At 63.1% G+C, this 24,960-nt stretch carries 9 protein-coding genes; all 9 read left to right on the forward strand.

The genetic code is table 11. The annotated features are described in order from the left end of the window. The first annotated feature begins 88 nt into the window (after positions 1-88). The 9 genes from ACZ5BO_RS01880 to ACZ5BO_RS01920 all read left to right on the forward strand — a co-directional run bounded on the left by ACZ5BO_RS01880 (position 89) and on the right by ACZ5BO_RS01920 (position 24,956). Complete coding sequence (locus tag ACZ5BO_RS01880) at positions 89-724, forward strand: hypothetical protein (protein ID WP_025131713.1); 636 nt, start codon at positions 89-91, stop codon at positions 722-724. A 205-nt stretch (positions 725-929) separates the two neighbouring features. Beyond that, a complete protein-coding gene (locus tag ACZ5BO_RS01885; RefSeq protein ID WP_464697951.1) occupies positions 930-2,432 on the forward strand; it encodes a YdgA family protein in 1,503 nt (500 codons plus the stop codon). Between the two features lie 311 nt (positions 2,433-2,743). After that, the gene (pgaA, locus tag ACZ5BO_RS01890) at positions 2,744-5,221 is read left to right on the forward strand and encodes a poly-beta-1,6 N-acetyl-D-glucosamine export porin PgaA (RefSeq protein WP_464697953.1); all 2,478 of its coding nucleotides are present in this window, start codon (positions 2,744-2,746) and stop codon (positions 5,219-5,221) included. 14 nt (positions 5,222-5,235) lie between these two features. Further along, positions 5,236-7,233 carry a poly-beta-1,6-N-acetyl-D-glucosamine N-deacetylase PgaB gene (pgaB, locus tag ACZ5BO_RS01895; RefSeq protein ID WP_025131716.1) on the forward strand — a complete coding sequence of 666 codons (1,998 nt, stop codon included), beginning with the start codon at positions 5,236-5,238 and terminating at the stop codon, positions 7,231-7,233. Between the two features lie 3 nt (positions 7,234-7,236). Continuing rightward, entirely contained in the window at positions 7,237-8,586 is a 1,350-nt protein-coding gene (pgaC, locus tag ACZ5BO_RS01900) for a poly-beta-1,6-N-acetyl-D-glucosamine synthase (RefSeq protein ID WP_025131717.1), read from the forward strand. Beyond that, positions 8,586-9,104, forward strand: a complete 519-nt coding sequence (gene pgaD, locus ACZ5BO_RS01905) for a poly-beta-1,6-N-acetyl-D-glucosamine biosynthesis protein PgaD (protein WP_025131718.1) — start codon at positions 8,586-8,588, stop codon at positions 9,102-9,104. The genes pgaC and pgaD overlap by 1 nt, the downstream gene beginning before the upstream one ends. Positions 9,105-9,707: 603 nt before the next feature. Next, complete coding sequence (locus tag ACZ5BO_RS01910; RefSeq protein WP_464697956.1) at positions 9,708-11,453, forward strand: ShlB/FhaC/HecB family hemolysin secretion/activation protein; 1,746 nt, start codon at positions 9,708-9,710, stop codon at positions 11,451-11,453. A 28-nt stretch (positions 11,454-11,481) separates the two neighbouring features. After that, the gene (locus tag ACZ5BO_RS01915) at positions 11,482-24,672 is read left to right on the forward strand and encodes a hemagglutinin repeat-containing protein (protein WP_464697958.1); all 13,191 of its coding nucleotides are present in this window, start codon (positions 11,482-11,484) and stop codon (positions 24,670-24,672) included. Next, on the forward strand, positions 24,672-24,956 hold the full coding sequence (locus ACZ5BO_RS01920) for a hypothetical protein (RefSeq protein WP_464697960.1): 285 nt from the start codon (positions 24,672-24,674) through the stop codon (positions 24,954-24,956). The genes ACZ5BO_RS01915 and ACZ5BO_RS01920 overlap by 1 nt, the downstream gene beginning before the upstream one ends. Positions 24,957-24,960: the final 4 nt, after the last annotated feature.

The raw sequence follows: 24,960 nt of genomic DNA on the forward strand, positions 1-24,960 counted from the left end.
GTTGCTATGCTTTGATCAGTTGGCAAGGCGCTGCGTGCAACGCGCCTTCCAGCGCTCAAAGCATGCGATGGTCATGGGGATTCCAATAATGAAAAACCCTTATGCTCCGGGCTTCTGGTGCGCGCTCTGCGCCCTGGTGCTGCTGTCTGCCACTTACTTCTACGGCATCATGCTGGCCCACCAGATCGACAAGGCCCTGGTGTTCCTCGACAGCGCCAGTGCGCTGATTGCAGTGATGGCCATCGGCGTGGTGGCCTGGGCCTCGTTTCAGGGCCAGAAAATCAAGAAAAGACAACTCGAGCAAAGCAAGACCCTGGTGGTCATCTGGGACACCAAGGTGGCCCTGCGCCGGGTCGAGACCGTATTCGACCGTTACTTCTGGGGCAGCTACTGGCAACCGGGGCGAACCTTCGCCGAAGTCATGGGCGAACTCACCGGCACCCCGCTGGAGAAGAGCCTGGAAGCCCTGAAGAAGCAGTGCATGCTGCTCGATAAACAGGCCGATGACGGGCGTCACTGGTTGAACAATGCCCGTGAGCTGTCGGATGTGGCCACCGCCATGGCCCGGGAGCGCTATCAGCTGGACTTTTGCGATCCCCGTGGCGAGTCCCGTGGCAACAGCACGGTGATCGACCGGGATTTCGAAGTGCTGGTGTACACCTGGAGCGCCCGGCTCAAGAGCTTCGACCACCAGCTCGACGCCCTGGAGCTCGAATACGCCTAAGCTCCAAGCCGCAAGCCGCAAGCCGCAAGCCGCAAGCTAGATGCTTGATGCTTGCGGCGGCTTGTTTTTTTACATTCAAACATTGGGCCCGATCCGGTTGCCAGTGGTAATCTTCGCCCGTTTTACGCGGAGTCGAGCCGCGACCCGTCATGGGTTCAGGGAAGACGACCACACCTTCAAACAACGGATATTGATCGGGTCATACATGAATAAGTCAGCAGGCGTACTGTTAGGAATCGTCGTCGCGGTAGGTGCCATCAGTGTCGGCGGTGCCTGGTACACCGGCTCCAAGCTGGAAGGGGTTCTGCAGCAGCAGATCGTCGAGAGCAACAAGGAACTGCAGGCAGCGCTGCTCGGCTACGACGCCACGGCCACGCTGGAGCTGGTGTCCCTGGATCGCGGCCTGCTGAGCAGCAATGCCCGCTATCGCTTCACGGGCCACGGTGATGTGTTCCGCGGTGACCTGGAGTTGATGATCGCCGACCACATCGAGCACGGTCCGCTGCCCTTCTCGCGGTTGATCCGCTTCAAGTGGCTGCCAGTCATGGCTTCCAGCCATTACGAGCTGGAGAATAATTCGCAGACCGACAAATGGTTTGCTGCCACCAAGGGCGTTGCCCCGTTCAAGGGCGTGGTCAATGTCGGCTACGACCTGTCCGCCGAGGGCACCCTGGATTTCACGCCGATGGAACTGGCCCTGGATGAGCAGAACAACCTCAAGTTCTCCGGCCTGAACGCCACTTTCAGCGTTAGCGAAAACCGCCGCAAGGCCAAGGTCGACGGCTACATGGACAGCCTGAGCCTGTTCCTCAGCTCGCCGGACAAGGCCCCGCTCAAGTTGGAGATCAACGGCCTGACCCTGGCCAGCAATCTGCAGAAGAGCAGCTTCGACTACTACCTGGGCCAGAACACCCTGGAACTCAGCGGCCTCAAGGCCACCTTCGGCGACAAGCAGTCGGTGCTGACCCTGAAGAACTTCGAACAGAAGACCAGCAGTGAAGAAACCGGCAGTACCGTGGCCGGTCGCGCGGACTACCGGGTGGGCGAGATTGCCTTCGACGACAAGAAGGTTGGCTCGGCCGAAATGCTCTGGAGCATGAAGAACCTCGACAGCCAGGGCATGCTCGACCTGATGCAGGTCTACCAGACTGTGTTGCAGCCGTATCAGAAGGCGGCCACCGAGGCCACTGCCGAGGGCGAGCCCGCGCCGGAACTGCAAATGACCGACGCCGAGCAGGTCAAGGTACGTGCCGCGGTGAACAAGGTCCTGGAAGCCAAGCCGCAGATCGCCCTGGAAAGCCTGGCGCTCAAGACCGGTAGCGGTGAAAGCCGCTTCAGCCTGAGCCTGGACCTGACCAAGCCGCAGAACCTGGAACTGCCACCGGCCGAGCTGGGCAAGCAACTGATCAGCCAGCTGGATGCCAAGCTGTCGCTGTCCAAGCCGATGGTGGCGGACATCGCAGCGATGCAGGCCCAGGCCGAAGGCCAGACCGATGCCAAGCTGATCGCCGAGCAAAGTGCCGCTACCGCAGAAATGCTCAGCGCCATGGCCCTGGCCACCCAGTTGGCGAAGCTGGAAGGCAGTGACGTGGTGTCGTCCCTGCACTACGCCAACAATGAAGTGAATTTCAACGGCCAGAAAATGACCGTTGAACAGTTCGTTGGTTTTGTCATGAGCAAACTGGGGGGCGCTGGCGCCCTGCAGTAAGCCTGCGCGGGTCGCCCTGGGCGACCTTCGACGTTGCCTCCCGACGCCCGGCGCTGTGCATTGGCACAGGCCGGGCGTCGTGCTGTCTGGTGTTTATGGTCTGATTTTGGCGCCATTGGCGAGCCCTGAAGGGCCGCCGCGTGGCTTGAAGCGCTGATTCTGAATAATTATGGCGTTTGCAATTCTCGACTAACCTTCGTGGAAGAATTCTCCGGGAAAGCTTTGCCGGATTGTTTGTTCCCGCTTCCCGACGCCTTGCAGGGCAGGGGAGTGCGCAGAGCTCCGGCTTGCTACGTAAGGATGCTGAAGAAATGCCACGCACTGCTCATCCCGCTCGCCGTTGTGGTCTACGTCCGCTGTTTCGCCTGGCGCTGTGCAGCCAACTGCTCTGGCCTGGGCTCGCCTGCGCCGATGCGGCCTATGACCAACTGATCATCCAGGCCCGGGCCGGCAGCTATGCCCCGGCGCTGACACATCTGCGCCAGGTCCCGGCCAGTGCTCTGAACAACGGGTTGGTCAGTGATCACTTGCAGATCGCCAGTTGGGCCGGACTCGACGCCGAAGTGGTCAAGGTCTATGAAACCCAGGGGCGTAACCGTGTGCTGCCGGTGCAGGCATTGACGGCCACGGCCCGGGCTTATCGCAACCTCAAGCAGTGGGACAACGCCACCCGGCTCTATCGCCAGGCGCTGGAGCGCGATCCGCAGAACCCCGACCTGCAACTGGGCCTGGCCCTGACCCAGGCCGATGCCGGCCAGCCAGCAGAAGCGGTGGCCCGAGCCCGGGCCCTGGTGGCGGCCAAGCCTGACGACCCGTCGCGGCGCCTGGCCCTGGGCTACGCGCTGACCCGCGCCAACCTGCCTTACGACGCCCTGGTCGAGTACGACCAGGCCTTGCTCCGCGCCGGCGACAAGCCCGAGGTGATCCGTGAATACATCTACGCCCTGCAGCGGGCCCGTTTGCCGGAGCCGGCCCTGCGCCTGGCCCTCAAGCATCCGGGGCTGATCGACCCGGTCATCCAGCGGCGGATTCAGGCTGACCTGGCGGCCGAACGGGTGCGCCTGTCGGAACTGGCCAGCCGCAGTGAAAAGGAACGCTTTGTGGTGGCCGATCGTGCCCTGGCCGACTACGACGCGCTGTTTGCCGCCTGGAGCAAGGATCCCCAGACCCAGGAAGACCTGACCCGCTGGCGCATCGACCGCATGGGCGCCCTCAAGTCCCGGGCGCGCACCGCAGAAGTGCTCAGCGAGTACGAGCAATTGACTGCTGCCGGCGTGGCCATCCCCACCTATGCCCTGCGCTGGGTGGCTTCGGCCTACCTGGATCAGCGTCAGCCGGAAGCCGCTGCCGACCTCTATCGCCGGGTGCTCAGCGCGCCGGACGCCGACCGTGGCAACCGGGTCGAAGACACCACGGCGCTGTACTACGCGCTGCTGGAAAGCGAGCAGCCCGAAGCGGCCCAGAAAGTCGCCAATGACCTGGCCAACAGCGAACCCCAGCGCATTCAGCTCACCGGCCAGACGGTTGGCGATCCCAACGACGACTGGCTGGATGCACAACTGTTGGCGGCCCAGGCCGGCACCTACGGCAACAATCTGCCCGACAGCGAGCAGCGCCTGGAGGACCTGGTGAGCAAGGCCCCGGGCGACGTCAGCGTGCGCCTGGCCCAGGCCAACCTGTACCTGGCCCGGGACTGGCCGCGTCGTGCGGAAAACCTGCTCAAGGAAACCGAAAGCGTGGCGCCGCGGGATATCGGCCTGGAAGTGGCCCAGGGGCATACCGCCCAGGACCTGCAGGAATGGCGGCAACTGGACGCCTTGACCGACGACGTGGTCGCGCGTTTTCCGGAGAACCGCTCGGTGCAGCGCCTGGCCCGCGAGCGTGAAGTGCACGACATGGCCGAGCTGCGCGTTTCGACCTATGGCGGCAAGAGTTACGGCGGTGGCAGCAATGGCGCCGGGGCCGTGGCCGGGAGCCGCGACTTTGGCATTGAGACCCGGCTCTACAGCCCGCCCATCGACGAAGACTGGCGGGTGTTTGGCGGTGCCGGCTACGCCACCGGCGATTTCCAGGAAGGTACCGGTCATCACCGTTGGCAGGTGCTGGGGGTGGAGCGGCGCACCCGTGACATGACCCTGGAAGCGGAAGTCTCCAACCATTCCTACGGTTTCGGCGACAAGATGGGCGCCCGGGTGTCCATGGCCCGGGACATCGACGACCACTGGCAATACGGCGGCAGCCTCGACTACCTCTCCGCCACTACTCCGCTGCGGGCCCTCAACAGCGACATCAGCGCCAACGGCGGCAGCGCCTTCCTGCGCTGGCGCGCCAATGAAAGCCGGGAATGGAAGCTGTCCATGAGCCCCTCGCATTTCAGCGATGGCAACAACCGCTTCGAAGCGCTGCTCACGGGGCGTGAAGGGGTTTACCGCTCGCCCGAGGTCCAGGTCGATCTGGGCCTGGAAGTGGGCGCCAGTCACAACACCCTGGATGACACGCCCTACTTCAACCCCAAGTCGGACTTCAGCGTCCTGCCGACGGTCAGCGTCAACCACGTGCTCTATCACCGCTACGAAACCTCCTGGAGCCAGCAATTCCAGGTCGGCGCCGGTACCTACACCCAGCGCGACTACTCCACCGGCGGCATCGGCCTGCTCAGCTACGGCCAGCGCTACAGCTGGAATGACGTGTTCGATATCGGAGCCGTGCTGAGCGTGATCAACCGACCTTACGACGGCGATCGGGAAACCGATCTGCGCCTGGCCGTCGACCTTACCTACCGCTTCTAGAGAAGAGTGTGACGATGCGCCTGATCAACCGTTGCATCCTCCTGCTGGGCGTGCTGCTGCTCAGCGCCTGTTCCCAGCCCGCGGCGGACTTCGTCACGCCGGCGCAGCGGCCGCTGCCGAACCCTGAAGCGCCGTGGCCGAAGAACCATGTACTGGGCATCGCCTACCACGACATCGAGGACCGCGACCCGGATCAGCGGGTGGTGGCGGTGCGTACCGAGCGGATGATCCAGCAATTGGCCTGGCTGCGAGAGAACGGTTACCAGCCGGTGACGGTGGACCAGATCCTGGCGGCCCGCAACGGCGGCCCGGAGCTGCCGGCCAAGGCCATCCTGCTGAGTTTCGACGACGGCTATTCAAGCTTCTACACCCGGGTGATGCCGGTGCTGCGCAGCTATCGTTGGCATGCGCTGCTGGCGCCAGTGGGCACCTGGATCGATACCCCGGCCGACCAGCCGGTGAACTTTGCCGGTGAACTGCGGCCCCGTTCCCAGTTCCTGACCTGGGCACAGGTGCGTGAAGTGGCGCATTCCGGGCTGGTGGAAATTGCCGCCCACACCGATCGCAGCCACCTGGGCATCCTCGCCAACCCCCAAGGCAACCTGCAGCCGGCGGCGGCGACTCGGCGCTATGACGCCGCCACCGGCCGCTATGAAAGCGAGGCGGACTTCCAGGCGCGGATGCGCCAGGACGTGAGTACCATCTCGGACAAGATCCTGGCGGTGGCCGGCTATCGCCCGCGGGTCTGGGTCTGGCCCTACGGCACCGCCGATGGTTCGACCCTGCAAGTGGTCGACAGCCAGGGTTACAAGATGGCCCTGACCCTCGATGACGGCCTCGACAGCCTCGACAACCTGATGAGCAGCCCGCGCTTCCTGGTGGTCTCCGATCCGGACGGCATGCACTTCTCCAACAGCATCGTCGGGGCCGAGACCGCGGCCCCCATGCGTGTGGTGCATGTGGACCTGGACAACGTCTACGACCCGGATCCCAAGCAGCAGGAGATCAACCTCGGCAAGCTGGTGCAGCGCATGGCCGATCTGGGGGCCAATACCGTGTTCCTGCAGGCCTTTGCCGATCCGAAGGGCGATGGCCTGGTGCAGTCGCTGTACTTCCCCAACCGCCACCTGCCGGTGCGTGCCGACCTGTTCGACCGGGTCGCCTGGCAATTGCGCACTCGGGCCCACGTCAAGGTCTATGCCTGGATGCCGGTGCTCAGCTTCGCCCTGGATCCGCGACTGCCACGGGTCACCCGTTGGGATCCGGCCACCGGCCAGACCGCCATCGACCCGAAACAGTATCAGCGGCTATCGCCCTTCGACCCGCAGGTACGGCGCCTGATTGGCGACCTGTACGAAGACCTGGCCCGCCTGACCTCGGTGGACGGCATCCTGTTCCACGACGACGCCGTGCTTTCGGATTTCGAAGACGCCAGCCCTGAAGCACTGCGCGCCTACGCTGCCCAGGGCCTGCCGGCGAACATCGCCGGCCTGCGCGATGATCCGGCCACCCTGCAGCGCTGGACCCGTTTCAAGAGCCGCTACCTGATCGACTTCACCCACGAACTGACCGCCAAGGTCCGGGCGATTCGCGGGCCTCAGGTGCAGACCGCACGCAACCTGTTCGCTGAGCCGATCATCAATCCCCAGAGTGAGGCCTGGTTCGCCCAGAACCTCGACGACTTCCTGGTCAGCTACGACTGGACCGCTCCCATGGCCATGCCGCTGATGGAAGGGCAGAGCCCGCGGGCCTCCGGGCCCTGGCTGGAGGCGCTGGTGGACCAGGTACGGAGCCGGCCCGGTGCCTTGCAGCGCACGGTGTTCGAGCTTCAGGCCCGGGATTGGACGCAGCAACCGGCCAGTGACCTGTCCGCCGAACAGATGGCCGACTGGATGGGCCGGCTCAAGCGTCAGGGTGCGACCAACTTTGGCTACTACCCGGACAACTTCCTCGACAACCTTCCGGACCTGAAAACCCTGCGGCCCGCACTCTCCAACAAATGGAGCCCTTGAATCATGATGGACCGTATCTTTGCCCTGGTGGTGCTGGCCCTGGTTCTTGGCGTGCCCCTGGGCCTGATCTTTGTGCTGACCGGCGAATTCCTCATGGACTTCGTCTTCTATTACCCGTTGTTCATGTCGGCGCTGTGGATCGCCGGCGGCCTGTATTACTGGCTGCACTGGGAGCGGCACTGGCCCTGGAACGACGACACCCTGCCACCACCACTGGCCGGTGAACCGCTGATCAGCATTCTCATCCCTTGCTACAACGAAGGGGACAACGTCGCCGACACCATTCACGCGGCCCTGGCCCAGCACTACCCGAACATCGAAGTGATCGCCATCAACGATGGCTCCAAGGACAACACCGCCCAGGTCCTCGACCTGCTGGCCGCCCAGGACCCGCGCCTGCGGGTGCTGCACCTGGCGCAGAACCAGGGCAAGGCCGTGGCCCTGCGCATGGGTGCAGTGGCGGCGCGCAGTGAATACCTGGTGTGCATCGACGGTGATGCGCTGCTGGCGCCCCACACCGCGGCCTACCTGGTGGCGCCGATGCTGGACAATCCGCGCCTCGGTGCGGTGACCGGCAACCCGCGGATCCGTACCCGCTCGACCCTGGTGGGCCGGGTCCAGGTGGGCGAGTTCTCGTCGATCATCGGCCTGATCAAGCGCACCCAGCGGGTGTTCGGCAAGGTCTTCACCGTCTCCGGGGTGATCGTCGCCTTTCGCCGCACAGCCTTGCACCGGGTGGGCTACTGGAGCCCGGACATGATCACCGAGGACATCGACATCAGCTGGAAACTGCAGCTGGATCACTGGTACGTGTTCTTCGAACCCCGGGCCCTGTGCTGGATCCTCATGCCCGAAACCCTGCGCGGCCTGTGGAAGCAGCGCTTGCGCTGGGCCCAGGGCGGTGCCGAGGTGCTGTTCAAGAACATCCGCGGGATCTGGGAATGGCGGCACCGTTACCTGTGGACCCTGCTGTTCGACTACTGCCTGTCCACTGGCTGGGCCTTCACCTTTCTGCTGTCGGTGATTTTCTGGGCCCTGGGCAAATTCATCGTCATGCCCGAGGCCATCGCGGTGCACACCATCGTCCCGCCGGCCTTCACCGGGCTGGTGCTGGCCATGGTCTGCCTGACGCAGTTCGCGGTGAGCATCATGATCGATCGCCGTTATGAAAAGGACCTGTGGAAAACCATGTTCTGGGTGGTCTGGTACCCCCTGGTGTTCTGGTTCATCAGCCTGTTCACCACCCTGGTGAGTTTCCCCAGGGTGTTGTTTGGCGAGCATCAGAAGCGCGCGCGCTGGGTCAGCCCGGACCGTGGCATCAAGCCCATCGATGACGAAGAGGAGGTGCGCTGATGAAAATCATCCGAACCCGCCAGCGTCCGTTCATGGTAGTGGTCGACGTTGTTCTCACGGTGCTGGCCTGGGTGGGGTTGTTGTACCTGCTCATTCGCGGGCTGATCCCCTTGCTGGACAGCCATCAGGGGCCGCGCATCGAAGCCGGCATGCTCGACGCCCTGACCACCTTGCAGTTCTATGCCTGGGTCGCGTTGCTCAACGCGGTGCTGTTGATTTCCTGGGCCCGCTATCGTCAGCGGCGCAACAAGAAGTACCCACCGCGCCTGCCGGCACCGGTGGTGGATGACCAGCGCCTGACTGAAACCTTCAAGCTCAACGACGCGACCTTCGCCCAGATGCGCCAGCCGGGGACCATGATCGTGCACAACGATGAAGAGGGTGGGATCAGTCATGTCACCACACAGTTCTACCGCATCCTTCCCGAAGACCAGCAGCATCCGCCATTGGTGGTGGAGCCACCTGCCCGGGTGATTCACCTGCGTGAAGAAGGCGCAGGGGACGGGGATAAGCCATGAGCTAAGGAAGTGGCAAGGTTCAGCAGGATCTTGCCTGACAAGGACGTGCTGAAAGTTTGCACAGAGGCCTGGACCTGACGTCCAGGCCTTTTTGTTATATGCCGTTCGTCTGTTTTATCTGAGAGAAAAGTTTCGAGGTTTTTATTGTTTTTAAAACTATATATTTATCAATAAGTTAACTTTGTCTTTCGACCTTTTATAAGAAATCATGCCTTTTGCTTCATGGTGATATTCCATGGCTGCCTGCATTTAATAATTAATTGCTATATACCTTATAACCTACTGTTTTGGTTTGGTTTAATTGTCTGGGTCAAGCCTGGATTTGAACGTCCTGCCTCGATATGCCCCTGGTTTCCCCGCCATTGCTGGGCCTGGAAGGCGCAGCAAGGGCACGTTGAGTGTTCTTGTTTATTCAAGGGATTGATTTACAAGATTTTATTGGCGTGGCCCAGATTTACTTTCGAATGAATATTCAAATTCATTCTTTCTTTCGATGTTTTTACGAAGGCTTTCTTGTTGGTCACCCGTTTGACGCCAGGATAGTGGCTAATTAGCATCGCGACTCGAATTTGATGTTGTAGCTGTATTTCGAAGGACCGAATTATGTCTCTCTCCAACCTCGGGACGAGGTCGTATGGCGTGCTGTCTTGCCTCCTGTGGTTGGCCAGCTCACTGCTCCCTGCCTCTGCCGCCCCACTGCCCGGCCCGGCCTTCAACCCCGGTGACCAGGACCTGATCCGCGACCGGCAGAACCGCTTGCTGCAAGAGCAGCAGCGCCGTCTCGAGGAACTCAAGGAGCTGCCCGGCAAGAGCGCTGCACCGGTGGCGCCCACGGCCCCGACCGACAGCCGCTGCTTCCCGATCAAGGACATCCAGCTCAAGGGCGCCGATTCGCTGTCCGCCAGCGAGCGTGAGAGCCTGCTCAAGCCCTACATCGGCCAGTGCCTGGGGGTGGCCCAGCTCAACGAATTGCTCAAGGTCATCACCGACCGCTACCTCGAGAAGGGCCTGGTCACCAGCCGCGCCTACCTGCCGCAACAGGACCTGTCCAGCGGCCACCTGCAGGTGCTGGTGGTGGAAGGCAAGCTCGAAGGGCTCAAGGCCGCCGATGACAGCAAGCTCAGCGCTCGCGAATTGAACATGGCCTTTCCCGGCAGCAGCGGTGAGCTGCTCAACCTGCGGCAGATCGAGCAGATGGTCGACCAGCTCAACCGCTTGCCATCGAACCAGGCGCAGATGGAACTGGCCCCGGGCCAGGCCGTGGGCGGCAGCCAGGTGCTGGTCAAGAACAGCCCGCAAAAGCCCTGGCGCGTCGGTTTGTCCCGCAGCAACGACGGGCAGAAGAGCACCGGCGAGCAGCAGTGGGGCAGCTCGTTCGAATGGGACAGCCCCCTGGGCTTGGCCGACCAGTTGGTGCTGCGCGGCGGCCACGACGCCATCAGCGACCACCAGAAGACCTCGCGCAACGCCATGCTCTATTACAACCTGCCGTTTGGCTGGTGGAACCTCAGCTACAGCTACAGCCAGAGCGAATACCGCTCCCTGGCCCAGGGCCAGGGCTTCAACTTCAAGCAGACCGGCGACAGCCAGAACCACCAGTTGCGCCTGGAGCGGGTGATCCATCGCGACGCCCTGAGCAAAACCTCGCTGAACAGCGGCCTGAGCTACCTGCGCACCAACAACTACATCGAAGACAGCAAGCTCAGCAACAGCAGCAACCGCCTCAGCGAAGCGCAGCTGGGCATCAACCACGGCCGGCGCCTCGGCAGCGGCTTTCTCAACCTCGACCTGGGGCTGCAGGACGGCATCGGCGCCTTCGATGCCCAGCGCCAGCATGAGCGCGACCGTTTCGGCAATCGCCAGGCCAACGCCCGCTACCGCAAGTACAGCGCCACCGCCAGCTACCTGCAGCCGTTCAAGCTGTGGGACGAATCCCTGGTGTTCAGCAGCCTGGTCACCGGCCAGCGCAGCGAGGACCTGCTGTTCAGCTCACAGCGCATGAGCCTGGGCAGCCAGTCCTCGATCCGCGGCTACAAGGACCAGAGCCTCAACGGCGACAGCGGCTACTACTGGCGCAACGACCTGCGTTGGACTCGCCCGGTGGGCTGGGACTGGCTGCGCCCGGTGTTCGCCGAGTACGGCACGGGCCTGGGTTATGACTTCGGCGCGATCCGCAACGACCGCTACAACGCCGAGCAGCATGGCCGGGTCTCCAGCGACTCGATCGAATTCTTCGCCCGCGGCAGGAACCTGGCCGCCAGCGTGACCTTCGCCCATTCCCTCGAGCGGCCCGAAGCCCTGAGTGAACGGGAAGCACCGATTTATTTCCGTCTGGATGTGTTCCTTTAACGCCGCTCTTTAACACGAGATACACGACATGGATGTTCGTCAGTTCGCCTTCCTGGCCCGCCAACCTTCTGCCACCCTGCAAGCGCGGGAGTCGTTCTGGGGGCTGCCCAAGCGGGGCCTGGCGTTCATCCTGGCCAACATGATGTTCTGGCAGCCTGTGGTGGCGATGGCCGACGGCATCGTGGTCAACGGCGGTGGCACCACACTGGGCCAGGCCGGCAATGGCGTGCCCATCGTCAACATCGCCGCGCCCAATGGCAGCGGCCTGTCCCACAACCAGTTCAGCGACTACAACGTCGGCCAGCAGGGGGTGATCCTCAACAACGCCACCGGCCGTACCCAGCAAACCCAACTGGGCGGGATCATCCTCGGCAACTCCAACCTGGGCGGGCGCTCGGCCAATATCATCCTCAACGAAGTCAACGGCGGCAGCCCCAGCCAGCTCAAGGGCTACACCGAAGTGGCCGGGCAGTCGGCCCATGTGATCGTCGCCAACCCCTATGGCGTGACCTGCAACGGCTGCGGTTTCATCAACACCCCGAAAGCCACCCTGACCACCGGCAAGCCGGTGATCGAGAACGGCCAGATCCAGCGTTATCAGGTGGACCAGGGCAGCGTCGCCATCGAAGGCGCGGGGCTCAATGCGAGCAACGTCGACCAGTTCGAAATCATCACCCGCAGCGCCAGGATCAACGCCGAGATCCAGGCCCAGCACCTGGCGCTGATCGCCGGGGCCAACGACGTCGACGCCAAGACCCTGAGCGCCACGGCACGCACCGCCAACCCGGCAGACGCACCGCAACTGGCCATCGACAGTAGCGCCCTGGGCGGCATGTACGCCGGGGCGATCAAGCTGGTGGGCACCGAGGCTGGGGTTGGGGTCAAGCTCGACGGCAAGCTGATTGCCAGCGGTGGCGACATCCTGCTGGATGCCAACGGCCAGTTGCGCATGGCGGACGCGAGCGCCGAGAAGGGCGCGGTGGCGATCAAGGCCGGCAGCCTCGATGCCCAGGGAGCGGTGTATGCCGGCAGCGATCTCAAGGTGCAGACCCAGGGCGACCTGAGCAACCAGAAAACCCTTGCCGCCCGCGACAGCATCCAGCTGGACAGCGGTGGCCAACTGAGCAACCACGGCATCATCGAGGCCGGGGTCAATGCCGATAACAGCCGCAACGCCAACGGCGATATCACCCTCAGCGCCAAGAGCCTCAACAACAATGGCCAGAGCGTGGTAGCCAGCCGCGATCTGACGGTCACGGCAACCCAGTCCCTGGACAACCAGGGCGGAACCCTCAGCGGCCAGCGCCAGGTAACGGTCAATGCCGGTACCCTGGACAACCAGAACCAGGGCCGTGTGCTCAGCGCTGCGAGCATGCAGCTTGAAGCTGCTCGATTGCTCAACGGCCAGGGCGGGCTGGTCAACAGCAGCGGGCAGTTGAACGCGCGGATCGGCAGCCTGAACAACCAGCAAGGCGAGCTGTCCAGCCTGGCGGGCCTGAGCTTGCAAGTGGCGACCCTGGACAACGTTGCGGGTCTGGTGACTGCCGGCCAGCACCTGAGCCTGAATGCCAGCGGTGCGGTGAACAACCGTGGCGGCCAGCTCGTCAGCCTGCAAACCCTGGACCTCAAGGCCGGCCAGGTGGACAACAGCAACGCTGGGCGCATCGCCAGCAACCAGGCACTGAACGCCAGCGTGAGCGGTTTGAACCAGAGCAATGGCGGACGCCTGACCAGCGTCACCGAGCTGAGCCTGGACCTGAACCAGGGCCACCTGGACAACCAGGGCGGACTGATCAACGTACCTCGCCTGACCCTGAAAAACCTCGACAGTGTGGATAACCAACGAGGTGAAATTTCCAGTGCCCAGGCCTTCGCGCTGATCGCCCGCAGCCTGGACAACAGCCACGGCAAACTCCTCGGCAACCAGGCCCTGACCCTGCGCCTGGATCAGGCGCTGAGCAATGTCGGCGGGCTGATTTCCGCTCGCGGCCTGGAGATCGGCGCGGCGACCCTGGACAACCGCGAAGGCGTTCTCACCAGCCGGGATAGCCTGGCGCTGGCCTTGAGCGGCGCGGCGAACAACCACGAGGGCGAAATCTCCAGCCTCGGCTCGACCGTGTTGAAGGGCACCCGCCTGGACAACCGCGACGGTCAGGTCAGTGGTGATCAGGCCCTGAACATCGACCTGAGCGCGGACCTGAACAACCAGAATGGCGTGCTCGGGTCCGCCAAGAGCGTCGAGCTCAAGGCGGCCAGCCTGGACAACAGCCAGGCCGGCAGCCTGGTCAGCGATGACCGCCTGACGGCGCGCGTCGATGACCTCCTGGACAACCAGCAGGGCGAGATCAGCGCCAAGGGCGTGATCGATCTGCAGGCCGGGCGCCTGGACAACCGCAACGGCAGCCTGACCGGCAAGGACCTGCTGACCCTGCGTGCCGCGGCCCTGGACAACCGTGCCGGCAAGGTGCGGGCAGACAAGGCCCTGCAACTTGAGGTCGAGCAGCTCGACAACCGCCAGCTGGGCCTGCTGAACGGCCTGGCCGCCCTGAGCTTCAAAGGCACGCACCTGGATAACCGTGGCGGCCTGCTCAGTGCCGCCGGCCCAGTGCGCCTGGAGGCCTCCAGCCTGGACAACAGTGGTGGGCGCCTCTCGAGCAAGAGTGGCCTGCTGGCCCAGGTCACCCAGGTCATCAACCAACGCGGCGAACTGGTGGCCCAGGGTGACCTGAACCTCAAGGGCGCCACCCTGGATAACCGCGAGGGCGGCCTGGTAGGCAGCACAAAAGCGCTGAAAATCGAAGTGGCCGAGGTCGACAACCGAGGGGGTGAAATCTCCAGCGCCGAAGGGCTCGCCCTGCAAGGCGCACGCCTGGACAACAGCGACAGCGGCAAGCTTCTCGCCGGCACCGACCTGGGCCTGAACGTGGCGCAGATTACCAACCGCAACCAGGGCCTGTTGTTCAGCAAGGGCGCGACAACCCTCGACGGCCAGAGCCTGGACAACACCCGAGGCAGCCTGGTGGCCCGGCAGGGGCTGGATATTCGCCTGGACCAGGCCCTGGACAACCTGGCGGGGCTGATCAGCAGTGAAGGCACTTTGTCGGCCCGGACCGCCAGCCTGGACAACACTGGCGGCCAGGTAACCAGTGCCGGTGCCCTGGCCCTGAGCAGCACTGGCGCGCTGCTCAACCGCGGCGGCTCGATCACCACCGACGATGAGCTCAGTCTTACCAGCCAGCGCCTGGACAACAGCCGCAGCGGCTTGCTCAGCAGCAAGGGGGTGGCCCAGGTCGACACCGGGGCTTTCGACAACACCCAGGGCGGACGGCTGATCAGCGGCGACCGCCTGGCGTTGAACGCAGGCCAGGTCAGCAATGGCCAGGGCAGCCGGATTGCCAGCGAAAAAGCCCTGACCGCCAGCGTCAGCGGTCTCGATCAACAGGGCGGCGAACTGTTCAGCAAGAGTGCCCTGACCCTGGACCTGAATCAGGGGCAACTCAGCAACCAGCAGGGCCTGATCAACGCGCCGTTGCTGGTGCTGAAAAACCTCGCCGAGGTGAACAACCAGGGCGGTGAAATCTCCAGCGCCCAGGCCTTCAGCCTGGCCGCCCGCACCCTGGACAACAGCAGTGGCAAGCTGATCAGCCAGCAAGGCCTGACCCTGCGCATCGACCAGGCCCTGAACAACCTCAAGGGCCTGGTGTCGGCCAAGGCCCTGGACCTGCACAGCCACAGCCTGGACAACCGCCAGGGGCTGCTCAGCAGCCGGGGAACCCAAGACCTCAAGGTCGATGGCAGCCTGCTCAACCAGGACGGTACGTTGCTCGCCGATGAGCAATTGAACCTGCAGGCCGGCACGCTGGATAACCGCCAGGGGCAGGTTTCCGGCAAGAGCGATGTGCAGGCCCAGGTGGGTGTGTTGAACAACCAGGGCGGGCAGCTCATTGCTGCCCAGCACCTGGAGCTGGTCGCCGACAGCCTCGATAACCGCCAGGGCGGTCTGGTCGGCGCGACCCAAGGGCTGGCGCTCAAGGTCGGGACCATCGACAACCAGGGCGGTGAACTGTCGAGCAAGGCTGGGGTGAAGCTGGAAGGCGCCCGCCTGGACAACAGTGAGGGCGGCAAGGTTTTGGCCGAAGGCAGCCTGGGCCTGACCGTGGCCCAGGTGCTCAACCGCAGCAAGGGCTTGCTGTCGGGCAAGGCCGGGCTGACCCTCAATGGCGACAGCCTGGATAACCACGGCGGCTCGCTGCTCACCGAGCAACAGCTCAAGGTCGAACTGCTGGGCAACCTGGACAACCGCCAGGGCCTGATCAGTGCCGAAGGCAGCCTGGGCCTCAAGAGTGGCGACCTGGACAACAGCGGCGGCAGCGTGTCCAGCGCCGGGGCGCTGACTCTGCAACACCATGGTGCCCTGCTCAACCAGGGCGGAGCGCTCCTCACCGACGCCGGGTTGCTGCTCAACAGCGCCCGCCTGGATAACCGCAACCAGGGCAACATCAGCGCCAAGACCACGGCCCAGGTCGACACCGGGGCCTTGGACAACAGTCACGGCGGGCGCCTGAACAGCGGCGCCAGCCTGACCCTGAACACCGCGCAACTGACCAACCAGGACGGCGGCCGGATCGCCAGCGGCGGCGCCCTGAACGCCAGTGTCAGCGGCCTTGAGCAGCAGGGCGGTGAACTGTTCAGCAAGACCGCCCTGACCCTGGACTTGAACCAGGGGCAACTGAACAACCAGCAGGGCCTGATCAACGCGCCGCTGCTGATGCTCAAGAACCTCCAGGCAGTGAACAACCAGGGCGGCGAGATTTCCTCGGCCCAAGCCTTCACCCTGGCCGCGCAAAGCCTGGACAACAGCCGCGGCAAGGTCCTGAGCAACCAGGCCCTGAGCCTGCGCATCGACCAGGCCCTGAGCAACCTCAAGGGCCTGATCGCGGCTGCGAGCCTGGATGGGCGGGCCGCGAGCCTGGACAACAGCGGCGGTACTCTCACCAGCCGCGGCGCCCTTGACCTGCAACTGGCCGGCGCGCTGAACAACAGCCAGCAAGGCCTGATCAATGCCGTTGACCGCCTGGCCATCGGCAGTACTGCCGTGGATAACCAGGGCGGCTCGCTGCTGGGCAGCGCCATCGCCGTGGACCTGGGCAGCGCCACCGGGGACTTGAACAACAGCGACGGCCTGATCAGCACCGACGGCTCCCTGACCATTGCCCACCTGCGCGACCTGAACAACCGCAACGGTGAAATCTCCAGCCGCCAGGGCCTGGACCTGACAGCGCGCAGCCTGGACAACAGCGCTGGCAAACTGATCAGCAACGAGCAACTGAAGCTCAAGGCCCGGGAACTGCTCAACCAGGGCGGCCTGGTGTCGGGCTGGCAGGGCCTGAGCGGCGACCTGGGCAGCCTGGACAACCGTAACCTGGGCACCCTGTCCAGCCGCAGTGGCGGGCTCGCGGTGCAGGTCAGCGGCGATCTGCAGAACAGCGGCGCCGGGGCCCTGGTCAGCCAGAAGGCCCTGCGCGTGACGGCGGCCAGCCTGGACAACAGCAGCGGTGGCATCCTCTCCAGCGCCGGTGAACAGACCCTCGACGTCAGCGGCCTGCTGAACAACGCCCAGGGCGGCCTGATCGACAGCGGCGCGGCCCTGACCCTGCAAGCCCAGACCCTGGGCAACAGCGCTGGGGCAATCAGCGCAGCGCAGGCGCTGAGCCTCAACGCCGGCCGGCTGGACAACAGCCAGGGCAGCCTCAAGGGCAATGCCGCGGTGACTCTCAACCTCCTGGGCGCCTTGACCAACACCAACGGCAAGCTGGCCAGCGGTGGCCCGCTGCGTATCGAGCGTGCCGGCCAGATCGACAACCAGGGTGGCCAGATGGCCAGCCAGGGCCTGATGACGCTGCTCGGCAGCGGCCTGGACAACCGCAACCGCGGCACCGTCGCGGCCAACGAGCAGCTCGATCTGCAACTCGACGGCGCCCTGCACAACAGCGACGACGGCCTGATCTACAGCCAGAACGGCGGCCTGAGCGTCCAGGCCGGCAGCCTCGCCAACGCCAAGGGCACGCTGCAGAGCCAGGGCGCGCTGAGCCTGAGCAGCGGCGACATCGACAACCAGAGCGGCCGCATCTTGGCCAAGAACGGCGACCTGAACATCGCCGCCGGCACCCTGGACAACCGCGGTGGCGTGCTCTCCAGCCTGCAAGGAGCCATGACCGCCGAACTTCGAGGGGTGCTGAAAAACGGCTACGACCTGAACAACAACCGCCAGGGCGGCGTGACCCAGGCCCAGCGTCTGACCCTCAAGGCCCTGGCCGGGATCGACAACTACGGCGGGCGGATTTCCGCACAGAACGGCGATGCGCTGATCACCACCAGCGACTTCGACAACCGCAACGGCGGCCTCTACGCCAAGGGCCTGGTCAAGGTCAGCGGCGGCAACTTCGACAACAGCGGCGACAACGATGGGCAGATCGCCGGCCAGCGCATCGACCTCGACCTGCGCGGCGCCCTGAACAACCGCCTGGGCATCATCGAAAGCGCCAGCAGCCTGGCAATCAAGGCCGCCAGCCTCGACAACCAGACCGGCCAACTGCGCGCCCTGGGCAGCAGCGGCAGCACCCGCTTCGAGATCGGCGGGCAGTTCGACAACCGCAACGGCACCCTGGAAAGCGCCAACAGCGACCTGAGCCTGGGGGTTGGCAGCTTCCTCAACGGTGGCGGCAGCCTGCTGCATGTGGGGCGCGGCAGCTTCGACATCGCCACCGCCAACGTCACCGGCGCCGGGGGCAGCATCGTCACCCGGGGCGGCCTGACCCTGAATGCCGACAGCTGGGACAACAGCAACGTGATCCAGGCCGGGCGCCTGACCATCAACGTCAACCACTTCAACCAGAGCGCCAGCGGCCAGTTGCTGGCCAGCGAGGCCTTCACCGGCAGCGGCGGCAACTGGAGCAACGAGGGGCTGATCGCCAGTGATGGCAGCCTCAACCTCAACCTGAGTGGCAGCTACTCGGGTAATGGTCGTTTGAGCAGTCGCGGCACCCTGGGCCTCGGCGCCGGCCAACTGAACCTCAATGCTGTGTCGAGCATCGCCGGAGGAGGTGACACCACGGTGGCGGTGGCTGGCCTGTTGAACAACGCCGGGCGCCTGACCTCGGCCGCCAGGCTCAATCTCAGCGCCGCGGGCATCAACAACCTGGGCACCCTGGGAGCAGCCCAGGACTTGACCCTGACCACCGCTGCCCTGCTCAACGAGCGTGGGCTGGTCTTCAGCGGCGGCGACATGGGCCTGCGGGTCGATAGCCTGACCAACAGCTACGGCAACCTCTACAGCCTGGGTAACCTGAGGATCGACCGTGATGGCCAAGGCACCTTGGCCAGCCGCATCGCCAACCGTTCCGGTTCACTGCAGAGCGACGGCTCCATGACGATCGCCGCCAGCACCATCGAGAACCTGCGCGATGTGCTGACCACCAGCAACGCTGGCATCTATACCGCGAGAATCGGCGAGATCGCCTGCATTGAGGGTTACAACGCCGGTGACTGCAGCGGCAAGCGCAATCACGTCTGGGAAATCGTCCAGCGCGACAAGTTCGAAGTGACCAGCGCCAGCGCGGCGTCGAGCATCACCGCCGGCGTCAACCTGAACATCAACGGTGGCACCCTGCTGAACCAAAGCAGCAGCATCGGCGCCGGCGGCAACCTGGTGGCGACGGTCAACAACCTGGTCAACAGCGGCGTGGAAACCGGTGAAACCGAAACCACCCGAGTGTTCATGTCGGCGCGGACCAAGAATGCCGGGGGCTGGTACAACGTTGCCAATGCCGTCACCAGCAAGTACTGGTTCCAGAGCGCGGGCTATACCCCCAACGACCTGGGTGGCCTGGAAGGGGCACTGGCCGGCTTTATCGGCATGACCGAGCGTGAGTGGGTCGGCCAGGGATCGACGAAAAAACTCGCTGGCGGCGATCAAAGCTACGCGGCGGTGATGCAGGCGGGCGGTGCGGTCAGCATCAACGCGGGCAATGGCATCGACAACAGCGTGGTGCGTCCCGGTTTCACCTACGTCGGCAGCGGCCAACGTACCGACACCAACGCCCCGGGCACGGCCTTCGCCACCCGTATCAGCCTCAACCAGCAGCTCCCGCCGGACCTGGCCCAGCAACAGGTCAATCCCCTGGCGCTGCCCGGCTTCAGCCTGCCCAGCGGGCAGAATGGCCTGTTCCGCCTCAGCGGCCAGGGCGCCAGCACACCGACCACCAGCGGTCCGCAAAGCTGGACCCTGGGCGGCGGTGCCTTGAGCTCCGCGCAACGTCAACAAGGGCTGCCCGTGGTGGCGGCGCGAGACATCAACATCGCCGACGTCGCGTCGATCGCCGCCCGATCGGCAGACTTGAGCACTGCCAACCGCACGGCGGCGCAAGTCGGCGCCGATGCCAGCGCGATCAATGCGACCCTGCCCGGTGGCGGTGCTGTCTCGGGCCCGGCATTGCCCGGGCCTTCGCAGGTGAGTGACGGCATCAGCCAGACCGCGGCCCTCAACGCCCAGGCTCCGGCACCGATCAGCATCGAGCGGGTCACCGGCCTGCCCGACAGCAGCGTGCGCAGCAATCCACATAAATACCTGATCGAAACCAACCCGGTGCTCACCGACCTCAAGCAGTTCATGAGCTCGGACTACCTGCTGTCCAACCTCGGCTACAACCCGGACGACAGCGCCAAGCGTCTGGGGGACGGTTTCTATGAACAGAAACTGATCCAGCAAGCGGTGCAGGCCCGCACTGGCCAGCGCTACATCAATGGCCAGGACAGCGATGAGAAGCTGTTCAAGTACCTGATGGACAACGCCATCCAGAGCCGGCAACAGCTCAACCTGTCGGTGGGCGTGAGCCTGACCTCGGAGCAAGTGGCGGCCCTGACCCACGACATCGTCTGGCTGGAAAACGCCGAAGTGAACGGCGAACAAGTGCTGGTGCCGGTGCTCTACCTGGCCCAGGCCAAGGACCGTCTGGCGCCCAACGGCGCCTTGATCGCCGGCAGCGACGTCAACCTGATCGCCGGCCAGGACCTGAACAACGTCGGCACCTTGCGCGCCACCCACAACCTGTCGGCCCAGGCCGGACAGAACCTGGTCAACAGTGGCTTGGTGGAAGCCGGCAACCGCCTCGACCTGCTGGCCGGCAACGACCTGGTGAACAAGGCCGGCGGCATCATCGCCGGGCGTGACGTGAGCCTCAGCGCCACCCGTGGCGACGTGATCAACGAGCGCACCCTGACCTCGCACCAGAGCAGCAACGGCAGCTACGCCCAGCAGCGCGACTTCGTCGACAACGCCGCCAGGGTCGAAGCCGCGAACAACCTGCTGATTACCGCCGGGCGTGACATCAACAACACCGGCGGCGAGCTCAAGAGTGGTGCCGACACCAGCCTCAAGGCCGGTCGCGACGTCAACCTGAGCGCCGTGGAACAGGTGGTCAGCAATGACCGCGGCGTGCGCTACAACGACCTCAGCGTGACCCAGAACGGCTCCAGCCTGCAGGCCGGTCGCGACCTGGCCATCAGTGCCGGGCGCGACATCACGGCCATCGCCAGCCAGATCGAGGCCAAGCGCGATGTGGCGATGACCGCCACGGACAACCTCAACCTGATCTCGGCGGCCAACGAGCAGCATTCGGCGAGCAAGACCAAGAAGGTGACCAGTCAGGAGGATCATGTTCAGCAGGTAGCTACCACCTTGGTGGCGGGCGGCAATGTGGCGCTCAAGGCCGGTGCGGATCTTCAACTGACGGCCAGCCGGGTGACGGCGGGGGATGAGGCGTATCTCTATGCGGGCGGTGACGTGAACCTCAGCGCCGCGCAGAACAGTGACTACAGCTATTACCGCAAGACCAAGACCAGCAGCTCCGGGCTGTCCAGCAGCCAGAAAACACGGATCGACAGCAGCAGCTCCACCACCCAACAGGGCTCCTCCGTCAGTGGCGATACGGTGGTCATACGGGCCGGCCAAGACATTGGCGCAACCGCCAGCGATATTGTCTCCACCCACTCCACCAGCCTGGTCGCGGGACGTAATGTCGAGATCGACAGCGCTACCGAAACCAGCGAAGAAAGCCATTCGACATCGAAGAAAAAGTCCGGCCTGTTGAGCAGTGGCGGGATTGGTTTCACCCTGGGCTCCACCAGTGCGAAGAACACCTCTTCCAGCACCACCGAAAACGCCAAGGCCAGCACCATTGGCAGCGTGCTCGGCAACGTCGATATCCAGGCCGGCAAGGACCTGACCCTGAAAGGCTCCGACGTCATTGCCGGCAAGGACATCAGCCTCGTCGGACAGAACGTCAACATCCTCGCGGCGGAAAATCACAACAAGAGCGAGCAAACCTCCAAAACCAAGACCAGCGGCCTGACCTTGGCCTTGTCTGGAACCGTCGGCAGTGCCGTCGACGCCGCGTACCAGACCACCAAGCAGGCCAAGGAGGAGGACGATAGCCGCCTCTCTGCCCTGCAAGGCATCAAGGCCGGCCTGACCGGTGTCCAGGCCTGGCAAGCGGCCCAACAGGGCGGCGGGATGAACGGCGATAACATCGGCCAGTTCGTCGGCATCAGCATTTCCCTGGGCTCGCAACAGTCCAGTTCCAAGCAGACTCAGGAACAGGTGGTGAGTCAGGGCAGTAGCCTGACCAGCGGCAACAACCTCTCCATCGTGGCGGCCGGCAGTGGCACCGCTGGGACGGATGGCGACATCCGCGTGCAAGGCAGCCAACTCAAGGCAGGCAATAACGTACTGCTTGCCGCTGAGCGTGACATCCAGCTTGAGGCCGCAGCCAACCGGCAAAAGCTCGATGGCAAGAACAGCAGCAGCGGCGGTGCCATTGGCGTCAGCTTGGGCGTCGGCCCCAACGGCGCAGGCCTGAGTATCTTCGCCAACGGCAACAAGGGCGTGGGCAAGGAAAAGGGCACTGGCACCACTTGGACCGAAACCACCCTGGACGCTGGTAACCAAGCGAGCCTGATCAGTGGGCGGGATGCCGCGCTCAAGGGTGCGCAGGTCAATGCGGACAAGATCACGGCCAAGGTTGGGCGCGACCTCACGCTGCAAAGTCTGCAGGACACCGACGACTACAAATCCAAGCAGAGCAATGTCAGCGGCGGAGCCAGTTTCACCTTCGGCACGATGACGGGCAGCGCTTCGGTCAGCGTCAGCCAGAGCAAGATCGACTCCAAGTACCAGAGCGTGCAGGAACAAACCGGCTTGTTCGCCGGCAAGGGCGGCTATCAGGTTGAAGTGGGCAAGCACACCCAACTGGATGGCAGCGTTATCGCCAGCACCGCAGAAGCTGACAAAAACCGCCTGAGCACCGGCACCCTGGGCTGGAGCGATCTCAAGAACGAGGCCGAATACAAAAGCCAGATGCAGAGCGCCAGCGTCAGCAGTGGCAACGGCGGTGCCGATGGCTTCACCAGCAACATGCCCAGCGGCATGTTGATCGCATACAACCACGGCGGCAGCGCCAGCGGCACCACCTCATCGGCAATCTCCAACGGCACCTTGGACATTCGTGACCCAGGCCAGCAGAAGCAGGATGTTGCCACCCTGAGCCGTGACGTCGAACACGCCAACGGCAGCATCAGCCCGATCTTCGACAAGGAGAAGGAGCAGAAGCGCCTGCGGGAGGTGCAGCTTATCGGCGAGATCGGCACCCAAGTGACGGACATTGTTCGGACCGACGGGCAGTTGAAGGCCGATAAAGCAGCCAGCGATGAACTTGAAAAGAAAGGTATCTATCGACCAGGAAACAATGCCAGCAAAGAGGATGTTGATAACTATCAGAAGCAGTTGATTGCCACTGACGCCTACAAGCAGGTTATGGGCAAGTACGGTACGGGTGGTGATTACCAGCGAGTAGCCCAAGCCGTCACCGCCGCCTTACAAGGATTGGCCGGCGGGGACATCGGCTCTGCCCTGGCCGGCGCCTCGGCACCGTATCTGGCGCAGTTGATCAAGAAAACCACGGGTGACAATGCTGCGCTCAACACTATGGCCCACGCGGTGCTGGGCGCTGCTGTTGCCCAGGCCCAAGGCAACTCGGCGATTGCAGGCGCAGCGGGAGCCGCCGGAGGTGAGTTGGCTGCTCGTTTGATCACCCAGCAGCTGTATGGCACCAGCGATACAAACACCCTCAGCGAAGAGCAAAAACAAACGGTGTCAGCGCTAGCGACGTTGGCGGCCGGGCTTGCAGGGGGAATTGCGAAAGGTGATAGCGCGGGTGCAATAGCGGGTGCGGGTGCAGGGAAGAATGCTGCGGAGAATAATCATTTAGGAACAGGGGTCAATATTTTTGGCCATCAATTGGGTAAGGACCAAGTAGCGGAGTTTGGCAACGAACTCAAAGCATCCTGTGGTGATTCCGGAGGGCTGCAAGCTTGTCTGAAAACTTACGACACATGGAAAGAAACTTCCTACCGGCAGGGCGGGCTGGAGACAAAAGAGGCTCAGGCGGGCTGGGAAGAGTTCGTACAGGCAGTTTATACAGAGAAAGTGCTGCCTCTATGTAAAGGGAACGCTGCTTGTGAGCGCAATGTTGCTACCCATATGGCCGTCACGACGGTGACGTATGCGGGCGACAGCGTAGGTATAGGTCAGGCAATCGGGGAGGCTACCCGGGCAGTCAATTTGGCTAATGGAAACTGGGTTCGCGTTGGGTTGCAAGTCGTAGAGGATGCGAGTTTACTGGCTACGCTTGGCAGCATGGTTGGAATAGCTGCAAAAGGAACTGGTGGGGCCGCTGGAAAGGTAGATGATCTAGTCACTGCTGGAAAGCCTGTCGGCAACAACTTAAATCCAACCCAAAACCTTTCAGGTGGTGCAGGTCTTGGTGGATTTAAGGTCGGCTTAAGTGCAGAGGACATCACCTCAATAAATTCAAAGTTTGGTGGGTCGATTTCTTTCAGAGATGTTGATACGGCTATAGCAAATGCTGCTAATCATACTGGGTTTTATAACAAAGCCGGGTCAATGATTAGGGATATTGCTGGCGGGCACTTATTTGATAATGGAAATAAGCGTACAGCGGTTGAAGTGGTTGAGCAGCTAATTATAAAAAATGGTGTGGATGGACCGCCAAAACAGGTTATATGGAATGTCGTAGATAAAGTTGCAACAGGTAAGTTAACTGATGTTAAAGATATTTCAAAAGCATTAAGAGGGCTGGAATAATGTCTTTCGGTGAGCTTGCTGATAAGTATGCTGCCCACTTTGGCTCGTCAAGTATGAGCAGTGTCGGGCTAGAGGAATTTGTACAAATATTAGAAATGGTGGCAATAAAAAATAAAGGGTTCTTTATATTTAAAGTGGATGGGGAAAGAGATTGCAATGTCTATACTTTTGTTTTAAATATGTCATCAAGTATTGATGTGGTGATAAGAAAAGATACAGATAAAATACGAGAAGGTATGGAGTTTATTTTTTCTGAACTTGAGCGAGCTGGTATATATCCATAATGTC

This window comes from Pseudomonas sp. FFPRI_1, from assembly GCF_055384485.1.

Bases quoted from the DNA above. Each gene is read 5' to 3' on its own strand.
- ACZ5BO_RS01880 (WP_025131713.1), top strand. From the start codon at position 89: ATGAAAAACCCTTATGCTCCGGGCTTCTGGTGCGCGCTCTGCGCCCTG.
- ACZ5BO_RS01885 (WP_464697951.1), top strand. From the start codon at position 930: ATGAATAAGTCAGCAGGCGTACTGTTAGGAATCGTCGTCGCGGTAGGT.
- pgaA (WP_464697953.1), top strand. From the start codon at position 2,744: ATGCCACGCACTGCTCATCCCGCTCGCCGTTGTGGTCTACGTCCGCTG.
- pgaB (WP_025131716.1), top strand. From the start codon at position 5,236: ATGCGCCTGATCAACCGTTGCATCCTCCTGCTGGGCGTGCTGCTGCTC.
- pgaC (WP_025131717.1), top strand. From the start codon at position 7,237: ATGATGGACCGTATCTTTGCCCTGGTGGTGCTGGCCCTGGTTCTTGGC.
- pgaD (WP_025131718.1), top strand. From the start codon at position 8,586: ATGAAAATCATCCGAACCCGCCAGCGTCCGTTCATGGTAGTGGTCGAC.
- ACZ5BO_RS01910 (WP_464697956.1), top strand. From the start codon at position 9,708: ATGTCTCTCTCCAACCTCGGGACGAGGTCGTATGGCGTGCTGTCTTGC.
- ACZ5BO_RS01915 (WP_464697958.1), top strand. From the start codon at position 11,482: ATGGATGTTCGTCAGTTCGCCTTCCTGGCCCGCCAACCTTCTGCCACC.
- ACZ5BO_RS01920 (WP_464697960.1), top strand. From the start codon at position 24,672: ATGTCTTTCGGTGAGCTTGCTGATAAGTATGCTGCCCACTTTGGCTCG.